The sequence below is a fragment of the Sphingobium fluviale genome (assembly GCF_004122115.1).
GTDB classification, from domain to species: Bacteria; Pseudomonadota; Alphaproteobacteria; order Sphingomonadales; family Sphingomonadaceae; genus Sphingobium; species Sphingobium fluviale.
Genome location: NZ_SBKP01000007.1, coordinates 69,372 through 95,548, shown reverse-complemented (window position 1 = coordinate 95,548; position 26,177 = coordinate 69,372). Strand labels below are relative to the sequence as shown.

General features: G+C 61.5%; 27 protein-coding genes and 1 tRNA gene. 20 read left to right on the top strand and 8 right to left on the bottom strand.

The features are described from left to right. The first annotated feature begins 45 nt into the window (after positions 1–45). The 3 genes from EQG66_RS08780 to EQG66_RS08770 are packed head-to-tail and all read left to right on the top strand — an operon-like array spanning position 46 to position 2,424. Positions 46–618, top strand: coding sequence for a DUF1285 domain-containing protein (locus tag EQG66_RS08780; RefSeq protein ID WP_129404217.1), 573 nt, complete (start codon positions 46–48; stop codon positions 616–618). Next, a complete protein-coding gene (locus tag EQG66_RS08775; protein WP_129404216.1) occupies positions 615–1,220 on the top strand; it encodes a CoA pyrophosphatase in 606 nt (201 codons plus the stop codon). Before EQG66_RS08780 ends, EQG66_RS08775 begins: the two co-directional genes overlap by 4 nt. Beyond that, positions 1,204–2,424, top strand: coding sequence for a CCA tRNA nucleotidyltransferase (locus EQG66_RS08770; protein WP_164975639.1), 1,221 nt, complete (start codon positions 1,204–1,206; stop codon positions 2,422–2,424). Before EQG66_RS08775 ends, EQG66_RS08770 begins: the two co-directional genes overlap by 17 nt. Here EQG66_RS08770 and EQG66_RS08765 read toward each other — a convergent pair. Together EQG66_RS08765 and parC are read right to left on the bottom strand one after the other, a co-directional pair. Next, complete coding sequence (locus tag EQG66_RS08765; protein WP_164975636.1) at positions 2,385–4,016, bottom strand: putative bifunctional diguanylate cyclase/phosphodiesterase; 1,632 nt, start codon at positions 4,014–4,016, stop codon at positions 2,385–2,387. The two genes, EQG66_RS08770 and EQG66_RS08765, sit on opposite strands and share 40 nt — an antisense overlap. A 301-nt stretch (positions 4,017–4,317) precedes the next feature. Then, a complete protein-coding gene (parC, locus tag EQG66_RS08760; protein ID WP_129404213.1) occupies positions 4,318–6,612 on the bottom strand; it encodes a DNA topoisomerase IV subunit A in 2,295 nt (764 codons plus the stop codon). A gap of 225 nt (positions 6,613–6,837) precedes the next feature. Between parC and purC the strand changes: the two genes are divergently transcribed. From purC to purQ, 3 genes are all read left to right on the top strand, one after another. Continuing rightward, complete coding sequence (gene purC, locus EQG66_RS08755) at positions 6,838–7,623, top strand: phosphoribosylaminoimidazolesuccinocarboxamide synthase (protein WP_129404212.1); 786 nt, start codon at positions 6,838–6,840, stop codon at positions 7,621–7,623. Positions 7,624–7,712: 89 nt separating this feature from the next. Continuing rightward, the gene (gene purS / locus EQG66_RS08750) at positions 7,713–7,946 is read left to right on the top strand and encodes a phosphoribosylformylglycinamidine synthase subunit PurS (RefSeq protein WP_129404211.1); all 234 of its coding nucleotides are present in this window, start codon (positions 7,713–7,715) and stop codon (positions 7,944–7,946) included. A 4-nt stretch (positions 7,947–7,950) separates the two neighbouring features. Continuing rightward, positions 7,951–8,625, top strand: coding sequence for a phosphoribosylformylglycinamidine synthase subunit PurQ (gene purQ, locus EQG66_RS08745; RefSeq protein WP_129404210.1), 675 nt, complete (start codon positions 7,951–7,953; stop codon positions 8,623–8,625). An 8-nt stretch (positions 8,626–8,633) separates the two neighbouring features. Here the strand turns inward: purQ and EQG66_RS08740 are convergent, their stop codons facing one another. Next, positions 8,634–9,416: a queuosine precursor transporter gene (locus tag EQG66_RS08740; RefSeq protein WP_129404209.1), complete on the bottom strand. Its 783-nt coding sequence runs from the start codon at positions 9,414–9,416 to the stop codon at positions 8,634–8,636. 60 nt (positions 9,417–9,476) lie between these two features. Between EQG66_RS08740 and EQG66_RS08735 the strand changes: the two genes are divergently transcribed. From EQG66_RS08735 to EQG66_RS08710, 6 genes are all read left to right on the top strand, one after another. Next, a tRNA-Arg gene (locus EQG66_RS08735) sits at positions 9,477–9,553 on the top strand. A gap of 38 nt (positions 9,554–9,591) precedes the next feature. Beyond that, positions 9,592–10,587 carry an adenosine kinase gene (locus tag EQG66_RS08730; RefSeq protein WP_181951795.1) on the top strand — a complete coding sequence of 332 codons (996 nt, stop codon included), beginning with the start codon at positions 9,592–9,594 and terminating at the stop codon, positions 10,585–10,587. Between the two features lie 27 nt (positions 10,588–10,614). Then, positions 10,615–11,325, top strand: a complete 711-nt coding sequence (mtgA, locus tag EQG66_RS08725) for a monofunctional biosynthetic peptidoglycan transglycosylase (RefSeq protein WP_129404208.1) — start codon at positions 10,615–10,617, stop codon at positions 11,323–11,325. A 75-nt stretch (positions 11,326–11,400) separates the two neighbouring features. After that, entirely contained in the window at positions 11,401–12,246 is an 846-nt protein-coding gene (dapD, locus tag EQG66_RS08720; RefSeq protein WP_129404207.1) for a 2,3,4,5-tetrahydropyridine-2,6-dicarboxylate N-succinyltransferase, read from the top strand. A 263-nt stretch (positions 12,247–12,509) separates the two neighbouring features. Then, positions 12,510–14,339, top strand: coding sequence for an ABCB family ABC transporter ATP-binding protein/permease (locus EQG66_RS08715; RefSeq protein ID WP_129404206.1), 1,830 nt, complete (start codon positions 12,510–12,512; stop codon positions 14,337–14,339). Between the two features lie 67 nt (positions 14,340–14,406). Further along, on the top strand, positions 14,407–14,844 hold the full coding sequence (locus tag EQG66_RS08710; RefSeq protein ID WP_129404205.1) for a protein tyrosine phosphatase family protein: 438 nt from the start codon (positions 14,407–14,409) through the stop codon (positions 14,842–14,844). A 113-nt stretch (positions 14,845–14,957) separates the two neighbouring features. On the opposite strand, the gene EQG66_RS08705 is transcribed toward EQG66_RS08710, so the two are convergent. From EQG66_RS08705 to EQG66_RS08690, 4 genes are all read right to left on the bottom strand, one after another. Next, positions 14,958–16,376, bottom strand: a complete 1,419-nt coding sequence (locus tag EQG66_RS08705) for an ammonium transporter (RefSeq protein ID WP_129404204.1) — start codon at positions 16,374–16,376, stop codon at positions 14,958–14,960. Between the two features lie 14 nt (positions 16,377–16,390). Then, on the bottom strand, positions 16,391–16,729 hold the full coding sequence (locus EQG66_RS08700; RefSeq protein ID WP_129404203.1) for a P-II family nitrogen regulator: 339 nt from the start codon (positions 16,727–16,729) through the stop codon (positions 16,391–16,393). A 151-nt stretch (positions 16,730–16,880) separates the two neighbouring features. Next, the gene (locus EQG66_RS08695) at positions 16,881–17,102 is read right to left on the bottom strand and encodes a hypothetical protein (RefSeq protein WP_129404202.1); all 222 of its coding nucleotides are present in this window, start codon (positions 17,100–17,102) and stop codon (positions 16,881–16,883) included. 73 nt (positions 17,103–17,175) lie between these two features. Further along, positions 17,176–17,382 (bottom strand): circumsporozoite protein, encoded by a 207-nt coding sequence (locus EQG66_RS08690; protein WP_129404201.1) that lies wholly within the window; start codon positions 17,380–17,382, stop codon positions 17,176–17,178. Positions 17,383–17,611: 229 nt separating this feature from the next. On the opposite strand from EQG66_RS08690, the gene EQG66_RS08685 reads away from it, so the two are divergent. The 5 genes from EQG66_RS08685 to EQG66_RS08665 are packed head-to-tail and all read left to right on the top strand — an operon-like array spanning position 17,612 to position 24,126. Further along, complete coding sequence (locus EQG66_RS08685; RefSeq protein WP_129404200.1) at positions 17,612–18,583, top strand: ArsR/SmtB family transcription factor; 972 nt, start codon at positions 17,612–17,614, stop codon at positions 18,581–18,583. After that, positions 18,580–19,509 (top strand): methylenetetrahydrofolate reductase, encoded by a 930-nt coding sequence (gene metF, locus EQG66_RS08680; RefSeq protein ID WP_129404199.1) that lies wholly within the window; start codon positions 18,580–18,582, stop codon positions 19,507–19,509. The genes EQG66_RS08685 and metF overlap by 4 nt, the downstream gene beginning before the upstream one ends. Next, the gene (locus EQG66_RS08675; protein WP_129404198.1) at positions 19,506–20,567 is read left to right on the top strand and encodes a homocysteine S-methyltransferase family protein; all 1,062 of its coding nucleotides are present in this window, start codon (positions 19,506–19,508) and stop codon (positions 20,565–20,567) included. The genes metF and EQG66_RS08675 overlap by 4 nt, the downstream gene beginning before the upstream one ends. Positions 20,568–20,578: 11 nt before the next feature. Beyond that, positions 20,579–23,194, top strand: a complete 2,616-nt coding sequence (metH, locus tag EQG66_RS08670) for a methionine synthase (RefSeq protein ID WP_129404197.1) — start codon at positions 20,579–20,581, stop codon at positions 23,192–23,194. Further along, positions 23,170–24,126 (top strand): polysaccharide lyase domain-containing protein, encoded by a 957-nt coding sequence (locus EQG66_RS08665; RefSeq protein ID WP_425470233.1) that lies wholly within the window; start codon positions 23,170–23,172, stop codon positions 24,124–24,126. Before metH ends, EQG66_RS08665 begins: the two co-directional genes overlap by 25 nt. A gap of 12 nt (positions 24,127–24,138) precedes the next feature. On the opposite strand, the gene EQG66_RS08660 is transcribed toward EQG66_RS08665, so the two are convergent. Next, positions 24,139–25,137, bottom strand: coding sequence for a hypothetical protein (locus EQG66_RS08660; RefSeq protein WP_129404196.1), 999 nt, complete (start codon positions 25,135–25,137; stop codon positions 24,139–24,141). 156 nt (positions 25,138–25,293) lie between these two features. Between EQG66_RS08660 and rpmH the strand changes: the two genes are divergently transcribed. Genes rpmH through yidD form a run of 3 tightly spaced genes read left to right on the top strand, consistent with a single transcriptional unit; the run spans position 25,294 to position 26,008 of the window. Then, positions 25,294–25,428 carry a 50S ribosomal protein L34 gene (rpmH, locus tag EQG66_RS08655; RefSeq protein ID WP_070156881.1) on the top strand — a complete coding sequence of 45 codons (135 nt, stop codon included), beginning with the start codon at positions 25,294–25,296 and terminating at the stop codon, positions 25,426–25,428. Then, a complete protein-coding gene (rnpA, locus tag EQG66_RS08650; RefSeq protein ID WP_281273927.1) occupies positions 25,425–25,799 on the top strand; it encodes a ribonuclease P protein component in 375 nt (124 codons plus the stop codon). The genes rpmH and rnpA overlap by 4 nt, the downstream gene beginning before the upstream one ends. Further along, positions 25,796–26,008, top strand: coding sequence for a membrane protein insertion efficiency factor YidD (yidD, locus tag EQG66_RS08645; RefSeq protein WP_129404195.1), 213 nt, complete (start codon positions 25,796–25,798; stop codon positions 26,006–26,008). Before rnpA ends, yidD begins: the two co-directional genes overlap by 4 nt. Positions 26,009–26,177: the final 169 nt, after the last annotated feature.

The window sequence follows — 26,177 nt, the reverse complement described above, 5'->3', positions numbered from 1 at the left end:
CCAGATCATTTGCCATTCGCCTCCCCCTTCCCTATCTCACCCTCCATGCCCATGGACCCACCGCCCGATCTGGCTTCTCTCTCGCTCGCCGAAGTCGCGCGCATGGTGGCGGAGCGCAAGCTGCCACCGGTCGAGCGCTGGAACCCTGAGCATTGCGGTGACAGCGAGATGCGCATCGCAAGCGACGGCACCTGGTTTCATCAGGGTTCTCCCATCGGCCGCAAGGAGATGGTGCGCCTGTTCTCCACCATATTGCGTCGCGAGGCAGATGGCGGCTATGTCCTTGTCACGCCGGTCGAAAAGCTCTCGATAGAGGTAGAGGACGCACCCTTCATCGCAGTGGAACTGTCGACCGAAGGCACGGGCGAAAGCCGCACCCTCGCCTTCCGCCTCAACACCGGCGATCTGGTGATGGCGGATGGCGAGCACCGGCTTAGCATACGCGGTACTGCCGAAGAACCCCGCCCCTACATCCATGTGCGGAGCGGGCTGGAGGCGCTGGTGGCGCGGACCGTGTTTTACGAGCTGGCCGCCATCGCGCTGGAGGAGCAGGAAAGCGCGGACGCACCCATCGGGCTGTGGAGCAACGGCACATTCTTCGCGCTGGAGCCTGCATGAAGCTTGCGCACCGGCTGAAAACCGATCTTGAGCTGGGCCATGCGCGCGAGCTGACACTGCGTACTGCCGATGCGCGCATAACCCACCCCGCCTCGCTCGCTCCCGCCGCTGTGCTCATCGCCATCACCGACCGGCCGGAACCGGGCGTGATCCTCACCCGCCGCGCCTCGCACCTGCGCAAGCATGCGGGGCAGGTCGCGTTTCCCGGCGGGCGGCTGGATGAGGGCGATGCCGACGCCATCGCCGCCGCGCTGAGGGAAGCGCAGGAGGAAATCGCGCTCGATCCCGCGCATGTTGAGATCGTCGGAGTGTCAGACCGCTATCATACATGGACCGGGTTCGACATCCACCCGGTGCTCGGCGTCATACCGCCAGATCTCGCCTTCAGACCGCACGAGGGCGAGGTCGAGGCGCTGTTCGAGGTGCCGCTCGATTTTCTGCTGGCCCCTGCCAATCGCGCACGAAAAGAGATAGAGGCTCAAGGTGTAATGCACCATTATTACGAGATCATGTGGGGAGAGCATCGCATATGGGGCGTCACCGCCGCCATCATTGCCAATCTTTCACTGCGGCTGGGCTATGACGATGGCACGTCTGCCTGACGCGCCCTGGCGGCACCGCCCTGGCTTTGATGCCCTGTGTGCGTTGTTGGGCGCAGCGGATGGCGCCACGCGGCTTGTGGGCGGCGCCGTGCGTGATGGCCTTCTGGGCGTGGATGTGGCCGACATAGACCTCGCCACGGCCTTGCTGCCCGACGAGGTGACGCAGCGCCTATCGCAAGCGGGCATCAAGGTGGTGCCAACAGGGTTGGCGCATGGCACGGTGACGGCGGTGATCGATCATCGCCCGGTCGAAATCACCACCTTGCGCTCGGACATCAGCACAGATGGCCGCCGCGCGACTATTGCGTACACCGATGACTGGCGCGAGGACGCGGCCCGGCGCGATTTCACGATCAACGCACTCTATGCCGACCCTGCCACCGGCGAGGTTTACGACTATTTCGGCGGGCTGGAGGATCTGGAGGCGCGGCATGTGCGCTTCATTGGAGATCCGGCGCAGCGGATCGCTGAGGATCATCTGCGTATCCTGCGCTATTTCCGTTTTCTCGCCCGTTTCGGCGCGCTGCCACCCGATGCGGCGGCCTATGCCGCATGCCGGGCCAACGCCAACAGCCTGATGGCGCTCTCGCGCGAGCGGATTGCCGATGAGCTGCTGAAGCTGCTTGCCCTGCCCGAACCATCGGCTGTGCTGCGCCTGATGATCGAGGGCGGCATTTTCGCGCCGGTGTTGCCGGAGATTGACGGCGCCGGGCTGGCGCGGCTGGAAGCGCTGATCATGCGGGAGCAGCAGGCGGCGCTCGAAACGCCTCCCGCGGCGGTGCTGCGGCTCTGTGCATTGTTGCCGCCCGATGCGGCTGTGGGAGAGCAGGTGGCGGCGCGGCTGAAGCTCTCCAACAAGGCGCGCAAGCGGATCGTCACCGCGCTTGCGCCCCCGCCCGCGCATGGCTGCGCGCAGGAGCTGGTCTATCGTGTCGGCACAGAGGCGGCGTTTGATTTGATATTGCTGGATCGTACTGAGATGCCAAGGGATATGTGCGCATTATCGCACTGGAATATCCCGGTTTTTCCGCTTTCGGGGAGGGATATCATCGCGCTGGGCATCGTCGCCGGCCCCAATGTCGCAAATCTGCTTTCCACCTCGAAAGAGCAATGGATTGCCGAAGGCTTCCCCGATCGGGATCGCGCCCGCGCCATCGCACAAGCTCAGGTGGCGGAGTTCCTGCGCGAGCGCCAGAATTCGTAGGCATCACCGGCACTCAGCGGCCGCGCGAAATAATAGCCCTGCCCATATGTGCACCCCAGATTGCGCAGGGCTTTCGCGGCGGCGGAGTCCTCTATGCCTTCCGCAGTCGTCTTCATACCTAGCGTCTGAGAGAGTGAGAGGATCGTGCGGACAATCGCAAGCTTGTCCTTGTCCATCAGCATGTCCGTTACAAAGCTGCGATCCATCTTCAGCACGTCGATCGGCAGGCTTTGCAAGCTGGCGAGGTTAGAGAACCCCGTGCCGAAATCGTCCATCGCTACCGCGACATTAGACCGCTTGAGCGTCTCCAGCAGCTCCCGGCATTTGGCGGGGTCATCTACCAGCGCGCTTTCCGTCAGCTCGATCGTCAGGCGATGGCCGTCCATGCCGTTCAGGGCAAGCGCATCGGCGATCATCGCGGCGATGTCATCCCGCGCGATCTGGATCGAAGAGAGGTTCACACTCATCTTGAGCGGAACGATCTCGCCCGCCACGAAATCCCAGTCCGCCAGCTGGCGTAGCGCCTCATGCACTGCCCATCGGCCAAGCTGAACAATCAGGCCGGATTCTTCGGCTACCTGAATGAAATCAACGGGCGAAACCGGCCCCAAATCGGGGTCATTCCACCTTGCCAGCGCCTCAAAGCCAACTACGTCGCCGCTCGCGAGATCAACCATCGGCTGATAGTTCAGGCTGAGGCCATCACGCGTCAGCGCATCACGCAGGCGGCTCTCAAGAAAGAAACGCTGGCGGGCCGCGCCTAGTTCCCCAGCGCGGTATATCTCCATACGCCCGCTTTTCTTGGCCGCGCGCGAAGCAGCCTGCGCCTGCCGCACCAATTCATCCGGCTCGGCATCAGCTATCGGAGCCAGCGAACAACCGATTGCGCAGTTCACGGAAATTGTGAGGTTCGAAAGCCGGATTGGCGATGAAAGCGCGGCGTTCAGCCGCTCGGCCAGCGCAATGACATCGGAAATCCCGTTATGCGCCATCAGGCATAGACCGAAATCATTGCCTCCTATGCGGGCAAGCGAGGCCTCGTCGCCTACACAGGCCTTGAGCCGCGCGGCGACCGAAAGGATCAACTCATCGCCCGCCATCGAGCCTAGTGCCTCGTTCACCCTGCCAAAGCGCATGAGATCTATAATGAGCACACCCAATTGCGCCTGCGCGCTGCCGCCGGTATAGCTCTCGATCACCGTTTCGATCAGCTCGCCAAAGCCAATGCGGTTGGGCAGAGCCGTCAGGCTGTCGGACACCAGTTCCCGCCGCAAGCTTTCCTCGATCCGTCGATCGGCAGTGCGGTCCACAGCGTTGAGCAACATGCGCTGACCACCCGCCGTGCTATAGTCAATCCAGCCCAGCGAACAATGGAAGGCTTCAACACCGAGCGGACAGAGCCGCTCCACCTCGAAACGGCGGAGCGTGGCTTTAGATATAGCAAAGTCGATAATCTCCGCATGCAGATCAAGCACCCATTGCTGGTTGCCCTGATCCGATGCAGACATTGGCGCGAGCAACACCGCAAATTTGCGGGCGAATTCATCGTTCCATTGCTCGAAATGTGGTGCGCCATCCCGCCATGTGATCAACGCCGCTCCATGAGGCAAAGCGTTCAGAAAGGCATGATCGGCAGTGGCACCTGCCAGCCCATGTGCTGTAGATGCGAGACGAGAGGGCGGAGCAAAATCCGCACCTTTCCAGACTCGTGGCGACAAACCTTCCATAACGTATTTAACGACCTATCCCGCGCCTGATTGCGTGTGCGGCACGAATATTTTCCCGGCACAGACAATGCGCCAAGCCCGTTACCTATAGGTCATTCTATAATAGCAATTCTTTTCATGCGGTTAAGATTGCGCTTACCATAAGCAAAAATTCCGAATAACTGCTTCAACTGAAACGATTATTCCGCGGGAACCCGGTAGGCGGCATCCGCCCTGCCGCGCCGCGCGCTACCCGCCACATAGATAGGTCCGTCTCGGTGCGGGTGCGGCCCGTTTCTCCGCCCATGGCCCATGAAAGACCGTCGGATAAGCGGAAGGTGATGGCGTCTGATAGTCCGCCATCACGATAGCGCTGGAGCTGGACCCCCTGTCCGCGCGTCATTTCCGGCAGTTCGGATAATGGAAACACCAGTAGCTTGCGGTTCTCGCCGATCACGGCGACCGTGTCGGCCTCCGTCGTGATGACGTGGACCACCGCGACCCGCGCGCCGGTTTTCAGGTTCACCACCTGCTTGCCCTTGCGTGTTTCGGCGATCAGATCGTCCATCACCGCCACGAACCCGCGCCCGTCCGAAGCCGCGAGCAGTATCTTGCCCGCTGCCCGCGCAGGCAGCAGCGCGACGATCTCGGTATCGCCATCAAGGTCCACCATCAACCGAACCGGCTCACCAAAGCCACGTCCGCCTGGTAACTTATCGGCCCCAAGCGTGTAAAAACGCCCGTTGGCGCAGGCGAGCAGCAGCTTGTCTGTCGTTTGCGCGTGGAAGGCGAAGGCGGGGCCATCCCCCTCCTTGAATTTTGCGGTATCGGCGGAAGCAAGATCGACATGCCCCTTCATCGCCCTGATCCAGCCCCGCTGAGAGAGGATAACGGTGATCGGCTCGCGCTCGATCATCGCCTCCAGCGGGATTTCGCGCGCAGGCGCGGCCTCCTCCACCTGCGTTCTGCGGCGCCCCAATGGCGTGTCAGGGCCATAGCGTTTGCGCAGCTCAGCCAGATCGCGTTTCAGGCGGGTGCGCTGCCGAGCCGGGCTTTCGACCAGCTTTTCCAGCTCTTCGCGCTCTTTCAGCAGTTCCGCATGCTCGCGTCGAAGCTCCATCTCCTCCAGCTTGCGCAAGCTCCGCAACCGCATGTTGAGGATCGCCTCAGCCTGCCGGTCGGTGAGGCTAAACTCCGCCATCATCACCTCTTTCGGCTCATCCTCGGTGCGGATGATCTCGATCACCCGGTCGAGGTTGAGATAGGCAATGATATAGCCATCGAGCAACTCAACCCGTGCGGCGATCTTGTCCAGCCGATGCTTTGCCCGGCGCACCACCACCTCGATCTGGTGCTTCAGCCATTCGCGCAGCACCTCGCCCAGCCCCATGACGCGCGGGGTGCGGGTGGCGTCGAGCACGTTCATGTTAAGCGGAAAACGCGTTTCCAGATCGGTCAAACGGAACAGGCTGTCCATCAGCACCTCGACCTCGACCGTCCGCGCCCGCGGCTCCAGCACGATGCGGATCGCCTCGTCGCTCTCATCGCGCACATCGGCGAGGATCGGCAGCTTCTTCTCGGTGATGAGCGTAGCAATCTGCTCGATCAGCTTGGATTTCTGGACCTGATAGGGAATTTCGGTGATCACAGCGACCCACTGGCCCCGCCCTTCGTCCTCCTGATGCCATTTCGCACGCACCCGCATGGACCCGCGCCCGGTGGCATATGCCTCTGAGATTACCGCAGCACTGTCCACCAGCACGCCGCCTGTCGGCATATCCGGCCCGCGCACGATCTCCATCAGGCGCGCATGCTCGGCCTGCGGCTCGTCGATCAGCAACGTCGCGGCGTCGATGATCTCTGTCACGTTGTGCGGCGGGATGCTCGTCGCCATGCCGACCGCGATGCCGCTCGCGCCATTGGCCAGCAGATTGGGGAACAGGCCGGGAAACACCTCCGGCTCTTCTTCCTCGCCATTATAAGTCGGGCGAAACTCAACCGTGCCCTCGTCCAGCCCGGCCATCAGGTCCGCGGCCGCCTGCGTCAGCCGCGCCTCGGTGTAGCGCATCGCCGCCGCATTATCGCCGTCGACATTACCGAAGTTGCCCTGCCCATCGACGAGCGGCGTGCGCAGCGAAAAATCCTGCGCGAGGCGGACCATCGCATCATAGACAGACTGATCGCCGTGCGGGTGATATTTACCGATGACATCGCCCACCACACGCGCGCATTTCTTGTAAGGCGTGGTGTTGCGGGCCGGGTTCGCGATCAGCACATCAGGCGCGGCGCCCGCAGGCTCCATGCGCAGCAGCCGCATCGCCCACAACAGGCGGCGATGCACCGGCTTCAGCCCATCGCGCAGATCGGGGAGAGAGCGCGCCGTTATCGTCGAGAGCGCGTAGACGAGATAGCGCTGGGAGAGGGCTTCATCGAACGGGTGGTTGACGATGCTGTCGAACGGGTCGCGAAAATCGGTGGTCATGGGTGCGGATTAGCAATGCGTGAGCGGCTTGGCGAGGGGGGCGGGCAATATTTGCACCCTGCCCCGCTTTGCGTTATGGGCCGACACATCAGCCCCGGACCCGCCGATCTTATCCATGATTCGCGTTTCCGGGGCGCATTCATTCGCTTGGTTTTTTCCGTGATTTCCGAGTCGGCAGATGGGCATCTGCCTCGAAATCACTCAATACGAGTAGGCACCCCAAAGATGGTTCGTCGGCGCCAGATCTACGAAGGCAAGGCCAAAATCCTCTATGAAGGCCCGGAGCCGGGCACGATCATTCAGTATTTCAAGGATGACGCCACCGCCTTCAATGCCCAGAAAAAGGGCACGATCAACGGCAAGGGCGTGCTCAACAACCGCATTTCGGAGCATGTCTTCACCCTGCTCGCCAATATCGGGGTGCCAACGCACTTCATCCGCCGCCTCAACATGCGCGAGCAGCTCGTGCGGCAGGTCGAGATCGTGCCGATTGAGGTAGTGGTGCGCAACGTGGCGGCTGGCTCGCTTTCGCAGCGTCTTGGCATCGAGGAGGGCACGCAGCTTCCGCGCACATTGATCGAATATTATTACAAGGACGACGCGCTCGGCGACCCGCTCATCACCGAAGAGCATATCGCCTGCTTCGGTTGGGCGAGCCAGGAAGAGATGCACGACATCGCCGACATGGCGATCCGCGTGAACGATTTCATGAGCGGCTTGTTCGCAGGGATCGGCATCCGCCTCGTCGACTTCAAGCTGGAGTTCGGTCGCCTGTGGGATGGCGATTTCAGCCGCATCATCCTTGCCGACGAGATCAGCCCGGATGGCTGCCGCCTGTGGGACATGGTCACCGGCGAAAAGCTGGACAAAGACCGCTTCCGCCGTGACCTTGGCGGCGAGGTGGAAGCCTATCAGGAAGTCGCCCGCCGCCTCGGCCTGCTAATGGAAGAAGGCGCCGAGCCTACGACCGTGCTGGACCTCGACAAGCATCGCAAGAAAAAGGGCAGCTGATTTTTGGGCGTTGCAGGCTTGCCCTCAGCATCATCTGGGCATAGGGGCTTCTCGCACATCACTGCGCCACAGCCACGGAGTCTCGCCCCATGAAAGCCCGCGTTTTCGTCACCCTCAAGAACGGCGTGCTCGATCCGCAGGGCAAGGCGATCCGTCATGCGCTCGAAGGCTTGGGCTTTGCTGGCGTCAACGATGTGCGCGCGGGCAAGATGATCGAGCTGGATCTGGCGGATGGAACATCTGACGCGGATATCGACGCGATGTGCGCCAAGCTGCTCGCCAACACCGTGATCGAGAATTACCGCATCGAAAAGCTGGGGTAAGCCCATGAAAAGCGCCGTCATCGTCTTTCCCGGTTCCAACTGCGACCGCGACATGGCCGTCGCCATCGAACAGGCGAGCGGTGTCAAGCCAGTCATGCTCTGGCACCGCGAGACCGAGATCCCTGCTGGCATTGATCTGATCGCCGTTCCCGGCGGCTTTTCCTATGGCGACTATCTGCGCTCTGGCGCGATGGCCTCGCGCTCACCGGTGATGGCCGCCGTAAAAGCGGCGGCAGACAAGGGCGTGATGGTGCTGGGCGTATGCAACGGCTTTCAGGTGCTCACCGAGAGCGGGCTGCTTCCCGGTGCGCTGATGCGCAACGCGGGCATCCATTTTGTCTGCCGAGATGTCGCGCTCACGGTTGAGAACAGTCAGAGCGCCTTTACATCGCGCTATCAGGCGGGCGAGCAGATCACGATCCCGGTCGCCCATCATGACGGCAATTATTTCGCTGACGCCGTCACGCTGGACTGGCTCGAAGGCGAAGGCCGCGTCGCCTTCCGCTATGCGGAGAGCGTCAACGGCTCCGCGCGCAATATTGCGGGCATCCTCAACGAAGGCGGCAACGTGCTCGGCATGATGCCCCACCCGGAGCGCGCCTGCGAGCCTGCGCATGGCAATACCGACGGCGCGCGTATGTTCGCAGGGCTGGTCGAGGGGATGATGGCGAGCGCCTGACGCCCAGCCTAAACCCCTGTCTTAAATGGGGTGAAGTCCGTCCCTTCATCATAGATATCCAGCCCCTCGCGGCGCTTGATGAAGCCCACCACCGCATAGGTGACGGGCGTGAGCACCACCTCCCAGCCCACTTTGAGCGCCCAGTTGGTAACGAGCACCGAGCCCACCTGCTCTGTCGGCCACACGCCGAGAAACGCGAGCGGATAGAAGATCAGGCTGTCCACCCCCTGCCCGAAAATGGTCGAGCCGATGGTGCGTGTCCACAGATGCTTGCCCTTGGTCCAGACCTTCATCTTCGCCAACACGTAGCTATTGACGAACTCGCCCGCCCAAAAGGCGATGATCGACGCCGCGACAATGCGCCATGTGCTGCCGAACACCGAGTCGTATGTCGCCTGGCAGATGGTGCCCGCATCGCTGGCCTTGAGCACATTGGCGAACAACGCATTTTCGCTCGCTGCGCACGTCCAGCCAGCAAAAGGCGGCATCGCCACCACAACCGCGCTCATCACCGCCATGAACAGCATGGCGCAAAAGCCCGCCCACACGCACCTCCGCGCCCGCGCATAGCCATAAACCTCGGTCAGCACATCGCCGAGGACATAGCCGATCGGGAAGAACAATATGCCAGCGCCGAAGACGAACCCATCCACCACGCTCAGCTTCGCCGCGCCGATCAGGTTCGAGAGCAGCAATATCGTGACGAACGCTGCCAGCGCGAAATCGTAATAGCGCAACGGGCGGCCATGCAGGCTGTTCGCGGCGACATGCGGAAGAGATGTATCGCTCATAGCCTCACGCATATCGCTCTTTGCGCCGCCGTCAAACCACGCTATGCGCCTTTCTCATCAGCGCCCGTAGCTCAGCTGGATAGAGCACCCGCCTTCTAAGCGGGTGGTCGCAGGTTCGAATCCTGCCGGGCGCGCCAGTTTGTGTTCACAGCCAGCCACCTAAGGACTCTCCCGCGTGACCCAACCCCAATATGATGTCGTCGCCATCGGCAACGCGATTGTCGATGTGATCGCGCCCAGCGACGATGCGTTCCTCGCCCTTCACGCATTGCCCAAGGGCGGCATGCAGCTCATCGACGCGGAAACGGCAGATTTCCTCTATGCCGAAATGGGCGCAGGCCGCGAAACGAGCGGCGGCTCTGCGGCCAATACGCTTGCCGGCCTCGCCGCGCTGGGCAAGAGATGTGGTTTCATCGGCCAGGTGGCGAACGACCAGCTGGGTACAATTTTCGCGCATGACATCAAGGCGCTGGGCGTGGATTATCATACGCCGGTCTCGAATGGCGGTGTGCCCACAGCTCGCTGTCTCGTGATGGTGACGCCCGATGCGCAGCGGACGATGAACACCTTCCTCGGCGCATCCCAGCATTTGCCCGCCAGCGCGCTCGATCCTGAGATGATCCGTGGCGCGGGTATCCTCTACCTCGAAGGCTATCTCTGGGATCCCGAAGAGCCGCGCAAGGCGATGCGCAGCGCGATAGAGCTGGCGCGGGCGGCGGGGCGCAAGGTCGCCTTCACGCTGTCAGACGGCTTTGTGATCGAACGGCACCGAGCGGACTTTATGACCCTGATCGAATCCGGGCTGATCGACATCCTCTTTTCCAACGAGGCCGAAATTCAAGCGCTGGCACAAGTGGAGGATTTCGAGCAGGCGGTGGCGGCGATTGCGCCCAAGGTGCCGATACTGGTCTCGACCCGCAGCGAAAAGGGCGCTGTCGCGGTTGCGGGCGGGAAGCGGCATGAGGCGCCCGCCGCGCCGGTCGACGAGGTGATCGACACCACCGGCGCAGGCGATCTGTTTGCTGCAGGTTTCCTTGCAGGCATCGTGGAGGGGAAGAATCTGACGACCTGCCTCCATCTTGGCGCGCTGTGCGCGGCAGAGATCATATCGCATTATGGCGCACGGCCAGAGGCGGACCTCAAGGAACTGCGCGCTCGCTCTGGACTATAGGGCACGGCTAAGGCTATTTCTCTCGTCATGGCGCGCAATCGGACTATCTCAAAGACCCGTACATCCTTCTCTCTGCGGGGACTGATCCGCTGGCCGCTGCACATTATAGGTGGCTTTCTAATCCTCTCGGTGGTGATGGTGGTGATCTACCGCTTTGTCCCGCCGCCAGTGACGCTCACCATGCTGTTCGACAAGAATGGGTTCACAAAAGAATGGATGAGTCTGGAGGATATGGACCCGGATATGGCCCGTGCGGCCATCGCGGCGGAGGACAGCAAATTCTGCCTGCATCACGGCTTTGATGCGGAGGCAATCCAGAAGGCGTTTGAGCATAACGAGCGTGGCGGGCGTATCCGCGGCGGCTCCACCATCAGCCAGCAGACCGCCAAGAATGTCTTCCTCTGGCAGAATGGTGGATTTTTCCGCAAAGGGCTGGAGGCGTGGTTCACGCTGTTGATCGAAGCCTTGTGGGGCAAGCACCGGATCATGGAAGTCTACTTGAACGTCGCGGAGACAGGCATCGGCACATACGGCGCCAACGCCGGCGCGATGCGCTATTTCAACCATGATGCCAGCACGCTCACGCGGGCGGAAGCGGCGCGCATTGCCGCCGTGCTGCCGCTACCTAAAAAGCGTGCGGCGGTCGCTCCATCGGGCTTTACCCGCCGATATGGCAACAGCATCAGCCGTAGGGTAGGCGTCGTGCGCAATCAGGGGCTTGATAGCTGTCTGAAATAAGTGCGCCCCTCTTGCGTCTGCGGCGCGCATCGGGGATAGCCCTGCGCAACTGATGCCACTCCGGGGAATAGCTTCATGACTGACCATACTGATCTGATCGCCACACTCGATGCCGCATGGGAAGACCGGGTGAATATCTCGACAACAAGCACCGGCGAGGTGCGGTCCGCCGTAGAACGCGCGCTATCCTTGCTTGACGCCGGTCAGATCCGCGTGGCCGAACCGAAGGACGGAAACTGGCAGGTCAACCAATGGGCGAAGAAAGCCGTGTTGCTCTCGTTCCGGCTCAATGACAACCAGCTCATCCCCGGCGGGCCAAGCGCCAGCTTTTGGTGGGACAAGGTGCCCAGCAAGTTCGCGGGCTGGGGCGAAGCGGAATATCGCGCCGCTGGCTTCCGCGCAGTACCCGGCAGCATCGCCCGTGCAGGCAGCCATATCGCTAAAAACGTCGTCCTTATGCCGAGCTTCGTCAACATCGGCGCCTTTGTAGATGAAGGCACGATGGTCGACACCTGGGTAACGGTCGGCAGCTGCGCGCAGATCGGCAAGAATGTGCATCTTTCGGGCGGCGTGGGCATCGGCGGAGTGCTGGAGCCGCTTCAAGCCGATCCGGTCATCATCGAGGATGACTGCTTCATCGGCGCGCGATCAGAAGTGGTTGAAGGCGTGCGCGTCGGGCGTGGCGCCGTACTCTCGATGGGCGTGTTCCTCTCCGCGACCACCAAGATCGTCGATCGCACCACGGGCGAGGTCTTTGTCGGTGAGGTGCCGCCCTATTCTGTGGTCGTTCCCGGTTCGCTGCCCGGAAAACCGTTGCCCGATGGCAGTGCAGGACCAAATCTTTCCTGTGCAGTGATCGTCAAGCGTGTGGACGCTCAGACGCGCGCGAAAACGGCCATCAACGAATTGCTTCGCGATTGATGATGCATCGGAAGTTAGAGTCAACGCTCTAGGTAATCAACTAAATTAACTGCCTTTTTTCTAATTTTTAGTCTTGCGGCATTTCAGCTGGCATGACATCGATTAGCCCAAGACGCACCTCCAACCCCACTCGGAGGTTGCGTCTCAGGGCTGCTTTGGCGGCCTGCCTGGGCCGGATATGGTGAACCCCACAGCAGCCATGTCCGGTCCAGGCGAACTCTCGCGGCTTGGCTTTCAAGGCGCCAGTCCCTACATGGCCTTCCATGCCGCCTGACGCCCCCTCTACAGAGAACGCCCCCATGCCCCCCTTGTGGGCAACGATGCGCCGGTTCCTAGTCTATCTCTGGCCCGCGGATGCCCCCGCGTTGCGTCTGCGCGTTGTCATCGCCATGCTGCTGGTGGTAGCAAGCAAAGCCATCACCTTGATCATGCCCTTCGCCTATAAGGGTGTGATCGACCGGATGGCACCGGGCATGGAGACGGGCGCGATGCTCGCTGTCGCTCTCGTCTGCGCTTATGCGGGCGCGCGATTCGGCGGAGTGCTGTTCGATAACATGCGCAACGTCGTGTTCGAGCGTGTGGGTCAGGAAGCAACTCGACGGCTAGCGCAGCATGTATTCGTCCATCTGCATCAGCTTTCGCTGCGTTTTCACCTCAACCGCAAGACCGGCGCGGTTACAAAAGTCATCGAGCGTGGCACCAAGAGCATCGACACAATGCTCTATTTCCTGCTGTTCAACATCGCGCCGACGATTATCGAACTGATCGCAGTGTGCATCATCTTCTTTGCCAAGTTCGGTGCGGGGATGGTGATCGCGACACTGGTTATGGTCTTCAGCTACATCTGGTTCACACGCACTGTTACGGAATGGCGCAACCAGCTTCGCCGCGATATGGTGGACCTCGATACCGGCGCGATGGCGCATGCGGTTGACAGCCTGCTGAACTTCGAGACGGTGAAATATTTCGGCGCGGAGGACCGCGAGTCCCGGCGCTATGACGAGGCGATGCAGAGCTATGCGCGCGCAGCGGTAAAATCGGAAAACAGCCTTGCGGCCCTCAATATCGGCCAGTCGCTCATCACCAACATGATGATGGCCGGCGCGATGGGCTATACCGTCTGGGGCTGGAGCAAGGGGCAGTTCACTACCGGTGATGTGGTGCTGGTGAACACGTTGCTGGCCCAGCTTTTCCGGCCTCTAGACATGCTCGGCATGGTCTATCGCACGATCCGGCAGGGCGTGATCGACATGGAGGCGATGTTTGCGCTTGTAGACACTCCGGCAGAGATCACTGATGCGCCTGACGCGCGGCCGCTTCACGTTCGCGCGGGCGAAGTCCGGTTCGAGGCTGTGCGCTTCGGCTATGATGCCGACCGCGAGATAGTACACGGCCTGTCTCTCGCTATTCCTCCTGGCCACACTCTCGCCATCGTGGGGCCGACCGGGGCAGGCAAATCAACCATCGCGCGGCTGCTCTATCGCTTCTATGATGTGCAAGGCGGGCGCATCAGCATTGACGGGCAGGATATTGCCCGCGTCACTCAGGCCAGCCTGCGCGCCCAGATCGGCATAGTGCCGCAGGATATGGTGCTGTTTAACGACACAATCGGCTACAACATCGCCTATGGGCGTGAGGGCGCGGGGCAGGCAGAGATTGAGGCGGCTGCGCGCGGCGCGGCGATCCATGATTTCATCATCTCGTTGCCCCAAGGCTATGATACGCGAGTGGGCGAGCGTGGGTTAAAATTGTCTGGTGGAGAGAAACAGCGGGTCGCGATTGCCCGCACTCTGGTGAAAGACCCGCCGATCCTTATCCTCGATGAAGCCACCAGTGCACTCGACAGCCGTACAGAGGCCTCGATCCAGCAGGTTCTGCGGGATATGGCGCGCCAGCGCACCACGATCATCGTCGCCCATCGCCTCTCCACGGTTGTGGATGCGGACGAGATCATCGTGCTCGATCAGGGCCGCATTGCCGAGCGCGGCACCCATGCGGCGCTGGTGGCGCGGGGCGGCCTCTATGCCCAGATGTGGGCACAGCAGGCGCAAGAGCGCAACGTGGACGACACGCCGGAACCACTCGACGCCTAAAAAGGGCCGGGCTTGAACTTGGCGGCGCGCGGCCTATGAGTGGAGCGCTTCCCAAGGAGATACGCCTATGTTCCGTCCGCTCACCAATACCGTCCTCGTTTCGCCACAGATCAGCGTGGAGGATGTGGCGCGGGCCAAGGAGATGGGTGTCAGCTTCATCCTTAACAACCGGCCTGAAGGCGAATCGGCTGATCAAACGCCGGGTGATGACATTGCGGAGGCGGCGGCGGCAGCGGGGATAGGCTATGCCGCCGTGCCCGTGAATCACAGCGGCTTTGCCCCCTGGCAGCTTGACGGTATGGACGAAGCGCTAGGGAGCGCTACCGGTGGCGGCGGCAAACTGCTTGCCTATTGCCGCTCCGGCACCCGCTCGACCCTGCTCTGGGCGCTGGCGCGCGCCCGCGCTGGTGACAATCCTGATGCATTGTCAGACCTTGCGGCGGCGGCGGGCTATGATCTCTCGCCCGTGCGCCAGATCATGGACGCGTTGGGGGCCGCCCAATAACAAATCCATAAAATTGGGCCGGCGCATTGCTGCACCGGCCCCAGGTATGTTCGCAGGAGGAACACTGTCAGGCGGGCGGCGCTTGAGGTTCCCCCGCGCCGCCCTGCCAATTCTTACATATTGTAGGCGCGCTCGCCGTGGCTGGTGAGGTCGAGGCCCTGCTGCTCGGCTTCCGCACTCGGACGCAGACCGATGGTCTTGTCGATGATGAAGTAGAGCACAGCCGAGCCGATGCCGGACCACAGGATCGTAACGAGAACCGCCTTGATCTGGGTGACGACCTGCGCACCCATGTCATAGACGCCGACAGCGGCCGGGAACTGGGTGTAGTCGAAGAAGCCCTGACCACCGAGCGCCGGATCGGCGACAATACCGGTAGCGATCGCGCCGACGATGCCGCCGATGCAGTGCACACCGAACACGTCGAGGCTGTCGTCATAGCCGAACATGCTCTTCACCTTGGTGACGAAGAGATAGCAGATTGGCGAAACGACAAAGCCGAGCAGGATCGAGGTCATCGGCGCAGCAAAGCCTGAAGCCGGGGTGATGGCGACCAGACCGGCCACCGCACCCGTCGCGGCACCCAGCATCGAAGCCTTGCCGTGATGGACCTGCTCAACAAGAGCCCAGGCTACCGCAGCCGCACAGGTGGCGACCATGGTGTTGATGAACGCAACCGCCGTCACACCATTCGCTTCGAGGTTGGAACCGGCGTTGAAACCAAACCAGCCGACCCACAGCAGCGAAGCGCCGATCATGGTCATGGTCAGCGAGTGCGGAGCCATCGGTTCCTTGGGGAAGCCGATACGCTTGCCGACCATGAGGCAGCCGATCAATCCAGCTACACCGGCGTTGATGTGCACCACGGTGCCGCCGGCGAAGTCCAGAGCGCCCATGCCCCAGAGGAAGCCGTAATCGGTTGGCGCGTCAGCCAAAAAGTCCGGTCCGGCCCAGTACCATACCATGTGCGCGATCGGATAATAGACGATCGTCGACCAGGCGATGACGAACACGATCAGCGCAGAGAACTTGATACGTTCCGCAAAGGCGCCAACGATCAGCGCAGGCGTGATCATCGCGAATGTCATCTGGAAGACGACGAAAACCAGCTCAGGCAGATAGAGATTGTTGCTGAACGTTGCGGCGTAGGTGCCGCCGGTCACGCCGGTGAGGAACGCCTTGGAGAAACCGCCGAAGAAGTGGTTATCCCCGCCGCTGGTGAAGGCCATCGAGTAGCCATAGAGGCACCAGAGAATGCCAGCGACCGAAACGATCATGAACACCTGCATCAGCACCGAAAGCATATTCTTGCTGCGCACGAGGCCGCCATAGAACAGGGCTAGTCCGGGGATCGACATCATCAGCACGAGAACGCTGGAGACCAACATCCAGGCGATGTCGCCCTTGTTCATCATCGTCGCCATTTGTTCGACAGTCGGATTTTTTATCATGTCCTGCGCCCACACGGGCGTCGCGGCGGCAAGAGCGGCAAGCGCCCCGGTCACACCGCAAATTTTCTTGGAAATGCTCATTATTTCCCCTTTCATCACAGCGCGGTGTCGCCGGTTTCGCCGGTGCGTATGCGCACCGCCTCGCCGACATCAAGAACGAAGATCTTGCCATCGCCGATAGCGCCGCTGTTGGCGGCCTGCTGAACGGCTTCGACCACGCGGGGAGCGAGCGCGTCATCGCACACGACCTCCACCTTGATCTTCGGAACCATGTTTGTGCTGTATTCGGCGCCGCGATAAATCTCGGTCTGCCCCTTTTGACGTCCGAAGCCCTTGACTTCGCTCACCGTCATGCCCGCCACGCCGAGCGAGGACAAAGCGTCCCGCACGTCGTCCAGCTTGAACGGCTTAATGATTGCCATGACTAGTTTCATGCTACCCCCTTGTCTGGTGTGCGGAGGTATTTACGCAAGAGCCGTGCCAACTTGTTAATAACGGGTTAATGCGGTCTTTGGCGAAAATGGCGGGGGGATGAACGCTGCAAATTTAGGCAGCGCATGCGTATTGCACAATAAATAGGCAATTCTACTGACTATGCGCCGCGTCCTGCGCGTTATCAGCCATGGCGGAGACAGCATTGCCGGCGCGGGCATCCAGAATGAGCGCCGCCTCGTTAAGCGCGCGCGCTTCGCCCGCCGTAACCCCGCCCGGCCCGGCCGCGCTGTCGTTAGCGCCACACCCCGCCAGCAGAGCAAGCGCAGGTAATATTGGCAGCAACGGCCCCGGTATGGGAACGGTATGGGTCATCTGGGTCCTCGTGAAAATAAAAAGGGGCGCGCACCCGAAGGCCGCACCCCCTTAAAACCCTGTTCGCCTGAACTTACTGAGCGTTTGCGGCGTTCTCGGTCGCGTTCACTGCGTTGGCAACATTCTCGCCAGCGTTCATTGCGGCGTTCATGGTGTTCTCGGCAGCGTTGGTGACGTTCTCGGCAGCGTTGTTCATCGCGTTGCCTTCCTCGCTCTTGGAGCAAGCAGCAAGGCCCATCGAAGCGGCGATAACGAGCGAAAGTGCGATAGTCTTCTTCATGGGTAAACCCTTTCTCTGAGATACTGACGACGCAGGCTTCTCTCGGAGAAAAGCTTACCCCCCTCTTGAGCCTGCTGCGCGAATAAATACTGCCATGATTCGGCGAACGCAAGCGCCTGATTGCGCGAATTGTCGTATATTGCCACGGAAGTCAGGCCAAATGGGCCAAGGCGCATGCAAATAACCATGCCGGTTGACCTATATAAAGAATTCTTTATATAAGCTCAGCATGGCAGAACTACTCGACATTTTCCGCGCTATGGCGGACCCGACAAGGATGCGCATCATGCACCTCCTCGGTGCAATGGAGCTGTCTGTCGGCGAGCTTGCACAGGCCGTTGGGCAGAGCCAGCCCCGCGTTTCACGCCACGTAAAAATCCTCGCCGAGGCCGATTTGATTGGTCGCCGCAAGGAGGGGAACTGGGTATTCCTGCGGCTTGCGCAATCAGAATCCTGTCGCCAACTGATGGCGATGTTCGCGGATATTCCATCGGACGCGAGCGAAGGCCTGTGGCTGAAGGCCGATCTTGCCCGCCTCGCCGCAATCCGCGCGGACCGGGTGCGCGCGGCGGATGAATATTTCGCCGCCCACGCCGAACAATGGGATGCGCTCGGCTCGCTCTATGTGCCCGAGGCCGAGGTCGAACAGGCTATCGTTCGCGCACTGGGAGCCGAGCCGTTCAGTCACCTGCTCGATCTCGGCACCGGCACAGGGCGGATGATCGCGCTGCTGGGCGAACGCGCGCGCCATGTCGACGCGATTGATCGCAGCCCCGACATGCTTCGCCTCGCCCGCGCCAAGCTGCCGCAGGAGGGAGCCGAAAAATATAACTTGCTGCTGGGAGATTTCTGCGCCCTGCCCTTTGGCGACGCTGCGGCAGACCTCGTTACGGCGCACCAGATTTTGCACTATAGCGCCACCCCCCAGCGCGCGATCGCCGAGGCTGCGCGGGTGCTGAAAGATAACGGTCGCCTGCTGATCGTGGATTTCGAGGCGCATGATCGAGAAGAACTGCGCACGCGCGATCAGCATGAGCGCCTGGGCTTTTCGGATGACCAGATCGCAGACTGGTTCACCGAAGCCGGGATTGACATGGAACGGACCGACACGCTGCCCAGTGGCGAGCTGACCGTGAAACTATGGCTGGGGCGGCGCAAATCCGCCAACGTCACGCCTATCAGGGAACGACAAATATCATGAATGCCGAACGTAGAGCGCTCGAAGAAGCGCGCCGCATCCTCGACACCCCGCTTTACGCCGATCTGGGCGGAGACGCCGAGGTGAGCTTCGAATTTTTCCCGCCCAAGACGGAGAAGATGGAAGCGCAGCTGTGGGACAGCATCGAAACGCTGACACCGCTGGCGCCCCGTTTCATCTCGGTTACATATGGAGCAGGCGGCTCCACCCGCGAGCGCACGCACAACACGGTTGCGCGCATCGCGAGGGACACTTCTATCCCCGCCGCCGCGCACTTGACCTGCGTCGACGCCAGCAAGGACGAGATCGCCGAGGTAGCCGATGCCTATTGGCAGGCCGGGGTGCGCCATATCGTCGCCTTACGCGGCGACCCGCCAGAAATGGGCGCGAAGTTCGAGCCACACCCCGATGGTTATGCCAGCGCGGCGGAGTTGGTGGCGGGTCTGCGCGCGCTGCATGATTTCGAAATCTCCGTCGCCGCCTATCCCGAAACCCACCCGGAGGCGCTCTCCGCCCAGTCTGATCTCGATAACCTCAAGCGCAAACTTGACGCCGGGGCGGCCCGCGCGATCACGCAGTTCTTCTTTTCGCCCGAAGCCTATTTCCGCTTCGTCGACAAAGCGCGCGCAGCGGGAATCGAAGCCGAAATTCTGCCCGGCATCATGCCCGTCACGAACTTTGCCTCCACCCTGCGCATGGCCGCCATGTGCAACACCGAAGTGCCGAGCTGGATGGCGCGGTTGTTCGAAGGGCTGGACGATCACCCCCCAGCACGCCAGCTCATCGCCGCTACCATCACCGCAGAGCTGTGCCGCAAGCTCTATGCGGGCGGCGTGCGCAGCTTCCATTTCTACACATTGAACCGCGCCGAGCTGAGCTATGCGATCTGCCATCTGCTCGGCCTGCGCCCGCAAGGACAAGTCGCATGACCCTGAATGACTCTGGCGCCGAAACCGCCTTCCGCGAGCGCGCCGCCCGGAAGGTGATGATCTTTGATGGCGGCTATGGCACTTCGATCCAGAAATATGGCCTCAGCGAAGCCGACTATCGCGGCGACCTGCCGCTGGAAAAGGACCAAAAAGGCAATAACGACCTGCTGTGCCTCACCCGACCGGACATCGTGAAGGCGATCCACACCGCCTATCTCGACAATGGCGCTGACATGATCGAGACCAACACCTTCTCCGGCACGCGGATTGCGATGGCGGATTATGGCTGCGAACATCTGGTGCATGAGCTGAACGTCACCGCCGCCCGGCTGGCCCGCGAGTGCTGCGATGCGGCCGAGGCGAAGGACGGCATCAAGCGTTTCGTCGCCGGCTCCATCGGCCCCACCAACAAAACACTGTCAATCAGCCCCAAGGTCAATGACCCCGCCTTCCGCGAGGTGGATTATGACACGCTGAAAGAGCAATATCACGAGCAGTGCGCCGCGCTGATCGAAGGGGGCGTCGATTTCCTGCTGATCGAAACCTGCTTCGACACCTTGAACGCCAAGGCGGCGGGCATGGCGGCGAAGGAAGCCGAGGCAGCGTCTGGCCGCTCCGTGCCGCTGATGCTGAGCTTTACGATCACCGATATGTCTGGCCGCAACCTCTCCGGCCACACCATCGCGGCATTCTGGTATTCGCTGCGGCATCTGAAGCCACTGACCATCGGCGTCAATTGCGCTTTTGGGGCGGACAGGCTGCGGCCCTATCTCTCGGAGCTTTCCAAGATCGCGGACACGCTGATCCTCGCTTATCCCAATGCGGGCCTGCCCAACGAGTTGGGGCAATATGACGAGCTTCCAGAGCAGACGGCAGAACTGATCCGTGTGTGGATAGAGGAAGGGCTAGTCAATATGGTCGGCGGATGCTGTGGCACCACGCCTGCGCATATCGGCGCGATTGCGAAGGCGCTGGAAGGCGCGACCCCGCGGCCTATCCCCACCCTGCCCGTCATCACCCGCCTGGCGGGCCTCGAACCTATGCACATCGCGGCTTGAATCGGATTATCATGGCCACCCAAAGCACAGCAACCTTCGTCAACATCGGCGAGCGTACCAACATCACCGGCTCCGCGGCGTTCAAGAAGCTCATCATGGCGGGCGACTATGCCAAGGCCGTGGAAGTCGCGCGGCAGCAGGTCGAGAACGGCGCGCAGATCGTCGATGTCAACATGGACGAAGGCCTGCTGGACAGTCAGGCCGCAATGGAACAGTTCCTGAAGCTCATCACCGCAGAGCCGGACATCAGCCGTGTGCCGGTAATGATCGACAGCTCGAAATGGAGCGTGATCGAGGCGGGGCTGAAGTGCGTCTCCGGCAAGCCGATCGTCAACTCGATCAGCATGAAGGAAGGCGAAGCGCAATTCCTCGAACATGCGCGCAAGTGCATGGCCTATGGCGCCGCCGTGGTCGTGATGGCGTTCGACGAGGTCGGGCAGGCAGACACCAAGGCACGCAAGGTCGAGATCTGCGAGCGCGCCTACAATCTGCTCGTCGGCATCGGCTTTCCGCCAGAAGACATCATCTTTGACCCCAATATCTTCGCGGTCGCCACCGGGATCGAGGAGCACAACAACTACGCGGTCGATTTCATCGAGGCCTGCCGAGAAATCCGCGCGCGCTGCCCGCATGTGCATATTTCGGGCGGCCTCTCGAACCTTTCCTTCTCCTTCCGTGGCAACGAGACGGTGCGCCGCGCGATGCACAGCGTGTTCCTCTATCACGCGATCCCCGCTGGCCTCGATATGGCGATCGTCAACGCGGGGCAGCTCGATGTTTATGACACGATAGACCCGGAACTGCGCACTGCCTGCGAGGATGTGATCCTCAACCGCGATGTGGATGCGGGCGAGCGCCTCGTCACACTGGCCGAGAAATTCCGCGGGACGGACGCCGTGGCCGAAAAGGCCGCAGAGGAATGGCGCGGCTGGCCGGTCGAAAAGCGGATCGAACATGCGCTGGTCAAGGGCATAGACGCGCACGTCATCGCCGATACCGAGGAAGCCCGCCTCGCCGTCGCCGCGCGCGGCGGCAGGCCCATCGAGGTGATCGAAGGCCCGCTGATGGACGGGATGAACGTCGTCGGCGATCTCTTCGGTTCCGGCAAAATGTTCCTGCCTCAGGTGGTCAAATCTGCCCGCGTAATGAAACAGGCTGTCGCCCATCTCTTCCCCTATATCGAGGCAGAAAAGGACGAGAACTCAAAGGGCAAGGGCCGCATCATCATGGCGACCGTGAAGGGCGACGTGCATGACATCGGCAAGAACATCGTTGGCGTCGTCATGCAGTGCAATGGCTTTGAGGTGATTGATCTTGGCGTGATGGTGCCATGGAGCACGATTCTTGAGGCCGCAAACGAGAATAATGCCGACATGATCGGCCTATCCGGCCTTATCACGCCATCACTGGACGAGATGGTGACGGTGGCTGAGGAGATGCAGCGTGCGGGCTTCACCATGCCGCTGCTGATCGGCGGGGCGACGACATCCAAGGTCCACACCGCACTGCGCATCGATCAGGCTTACGAAGGCCCTGTCGTCCATGTGCTGGATGCATCCCGCGCGGTTGGCGTGGCGACGGCGCTGGTTTCCGATACCCAAAAGGACGGCTTTGTGAGCCAGACGGCGGCGGAGTATGGGCATATCCGCGAGGTCCGCGCAGGCAAAGGCCAGAGCGCATTGATCTCCATCGAGGACGCGCGCGCCAATGCTTTCGAAATTGACGAAGCGTTGAAGCCCCATGATCCGAAGCAGCCCGGCCTGCATGTGTTCTCGGACTGGGATCTGGCGGACCTGCGGCAATATATCGATTGGACCCCCTTCTTCCGCGCATGGGAGCTGGCTGGCAACTATCCCGCGATCCTGACCGACCCGGTCGTAGGCGAAAGCGCGTCCTCGCTGTTTGCTGATGCGCAGGCGATGCTGGACCAGATCATCGCCGAGAAATGGATACAGGCGAAAGGCGTCGCGGCGCTCTGGCCCTGCCGCCGCGATGGTGACGACGTGATCATCCATGTCGAAGATGAAAAGCACATACGCATGCCCTTCCTGCGGCAGCAGATCGCCAAGCGCGAGGGCCGCGCGAACATGTGCCTCGCGGATTTCATTTCCCATGATGGCGACTGGATCGGTGGCTTTGCCGTAACGGCGGGCCACGGCATCGAAACGCATCTGGCGCAATTCAAGGCGCGGCATGACGACTATAACGACATCCTGCTGAAGGCACTTGCGGATCGCCTTGCCGAGGCCTTTGCCGAGCGGCTGCACCATCACGTCCGCACGGAATTGTGGGGCTATGCAGAAGGCGAGCAACTCACCAACGAAGCGCTGATCAAGGAGGAGTATCGCGGCATCCGTCCGGCGCCCGGCTATCCTGCCTGCCCGGATCACAGCCAGAAGCAGCTGCTGTTCCCGATGCTCGATGCCACGCATCACACCGGCATCACCCTCACAGACAGCCTCGCCATGTGGCCGACGGCGGCGGTCAGCGGTTTTTACTTCGGCCACCCGCAATCCGAATATTTCGGCGTGGCGCGGATCGGGCGGGATCAGTTGGAGGAATATGCGATGCGTCGCGGGGTCGATCTTGCTACAGCGGAGCGATGGCTGCGACCCAATATGGATTGACGATGATGCGCAAGTTCCTGCCCCTCTTGCTTGTGCCACTGCTGGCCGCGGCTACCAATCAGCCCAATCCCTTCGGTATCATGGAGACAGGCCGCACCTATCGCACCTTGGGTGAAGCTGTGGCGGCGGTGGGAGACCGCTCCGGCACCATCGTGATCGCGCCCGGAACCTATCGCCAATGCGCGGTGCAGGAGGCGGGGGTCATCACCTATCGTGCGCAAAAGCCGGGCAGCGTGGTGTTCGATAGCACTACTTGTGAAGGCAAGGCGGCCCTGGTGCTGCGTGGCAGGGCGGCGACCGTGGAGGCAATCATCTTCCAGAACATGCGCGTGCCAGATGGCAACGGCGCGGGGATCCGGCTGGAGCGTGGCAATCTCACCGTCTCGGCCAGCCTGTTTCGCACCAGCGAGGAAGGCATCCTCACCCACGACGACCCGCAATCGACGATCCGCATAGACCACAGCATCTTCGGCAAGCTGGGCCGCTGCGACCGCGATCTGGACTGCGCGCATAGCATCTATGTCGGTCACTACGGCCACCTCATCGTCACCGCGACGCGGTTTGAGGCGGGCATGGGCGGTCATTACCTCAAGAGCCGCGCCGCGCGCGTTACCATCACGGGCAATGTGTTCGATGACAGGGCGGGCCACCTCACCAATTACATGATCGACCTGTCCAACGGCGCATCCGGCCTCATCGCCAACAACATCATGGTTCAGGGGCGCGACAAGGATAATTATTCCGCGTTCATCACCATTGCGCCGGAGGGGCGGGAGTGGGACAGCAACGGCCTGCAAATCCGCGACAATCAGGCGAGCTTCGGCGGCAATTATGGCCGCAACAGCACTTTCGTCGCGAACTGGACCAATGACCGCCCGCAGATTATCGGCAACCGCCTCACCACCGGCATCAAGGTGACAGACAGGCGCTGAGGCTCTGCTGCCTCAGTGCGGCATGTGCGGAATATGCGGCACCGATGTCGGCACGCGCGGAGGGTCGATATCATATTTGACCGACAGCCAGGAAAGTATCGCTATCGCCGCGAGCGTGCCGACAAGGATCACGAGCGCCGAGCGCCACGCGGCAAAGCGCCCCCCCGGCCCGACAGAGACCGGGTGCTCCTTGTCCGCGCGATACAGGGCGGTCGCGCTTGCCTTCTCCCACCACGCTTCGAGCCGGTCTGTCACATCTCCAAGCGGACCCACCTCATCCGGCTCATCCAGCGAATTCAGCGCGATGCCATAGCGATCTGCCGCAATGTCGAATTCCACAAACATATATCCCGGCGCGCGATAGCGGCGAAGGCCCAGCCAGACATAGGCGTCACGCGGAAAGGCCACATGCGTATCCCAGTCTGAACCCAGCAGATCGCACAGCACCTGCCCGTCCGACACCCGTACCACGCGCGGCGTCGCCGCAAACTGGCTCTGCGCCCATTCAACCGGCTGGATATCGACCCGGATGGAACCGTCTGGCGAGAATTCCTGATGCGCTGGTTGAGACGTGACTGGCTGGACGATGGCAGGCACCGAGCGGAACAGGACGGGCGGCGGCGCGGCAACCTCAGCTGTGCCTGCTGTCTGGACAGGCACAGGTTCGGGCGGCGGATAGCGGCGGCGCAGCATCGCGCCAAGGAAGAACCCGATTGTACATGCAGCCATCCATGGCAGCACTGCAACTATGCCGATCAGCATTATCCCGAAGGCAAGATTCGAAAACCCCGAATCATGGCTGGGAGAAAATATCGCCCCCAGCATCAGCACGGCGGCCATTAACAGCAGCGGAAACAGCGCCAGCATAAGCAGATAGATTTTCTGCCTGCGCCCCTGCATACGCCAGACGATCATCGCTGCGCCCACGATCAGCGGCACAGCTACCATGATCAGCGCGAAGATCTGACTTGCCAGCTCCATATCCTGCCCCCCGGCTTGCTTCCACTGCATCCCTCCAAATGGTTCGCCGGTCAATCATCTGGACAACGCCCGTTGACTTTTCACCCGGCTTTCCTTATCGGCACGCCTCTGTTTGGCGGCGGCCAACGGGAAACCCCGTTTCGGCGGCTTTTGCCATAAATGATTCGATTTTTTGAGGAATGAGCGATGAAGCGCACCTTTCAGCCGAGCAACCTGGTCCGCAAGCGGCGCCACGGCTTCCGCGCCCGCATGGCGACCGTAGGCGGCCGCAACATCCTGCGCGCCCGCCGCGCCCGTGGCCGCAAGAGCCTTTCGGCCTGAGCCAAGCGCCTGCCGACGCCCCATCCGGGGCAAAGCCGCTTGCCACGATTCGCAAACGCGCAGACTTTCTGGCCTGCAACAAGGCGCGCCGCCAGCCCATGCCCGGCTTTGTCCTGCTGGTGCGCGAACGGCATGATGGCGACGACGCCATGCGGCTGGGCATCACGGTAACGAAGAAAATCGGCGGCGCAGTGGTGCGCAACCGCATGAAGCGTCGCTTTCGTGCGCTCGCCCGTGCTATCCTTCCAAATGGCGGATTTCCTGGCGCGGATCATGTGCTGATCGGCCGCGAGGGCGGGATTGAGCGGGATTTCGCTCTACTCTCGCAAGAGCTGGAAAAGGCGCTGCGCAAGCTGCGCAGAACTGCATGATTGCACGCCTGCTCATCGGCTTTGCGCGGCTGTGGCAATGGGGGCCATCGCGCCTGATGCCACCCACGTGCCGCTATAACCCTAGCTGCTCGCATTATGCCGTGGGGGCAATCCAAAAATATGGCGCAATCAAGGGTAGCTGGCTGGCGCTGAAACGGCTATTGCGCTGCCATCCCTGGGGCGGATCGGGCCATGATCCGATCCCCTGAGGGGTTGATCCTGATACGAAATTCCCCTTTTCGGGGCATTTCGTAAGTTCGGTGCCAGCCCTCTCCCCCTTCCCAACCGCCCGGCAGGGTATCTTGAGAGGGGAAGAGGGTTGGTGCGGTACATCCGAAAAGCCGGTTATCCGGGGTTTCGGATCAGACACAATAACAC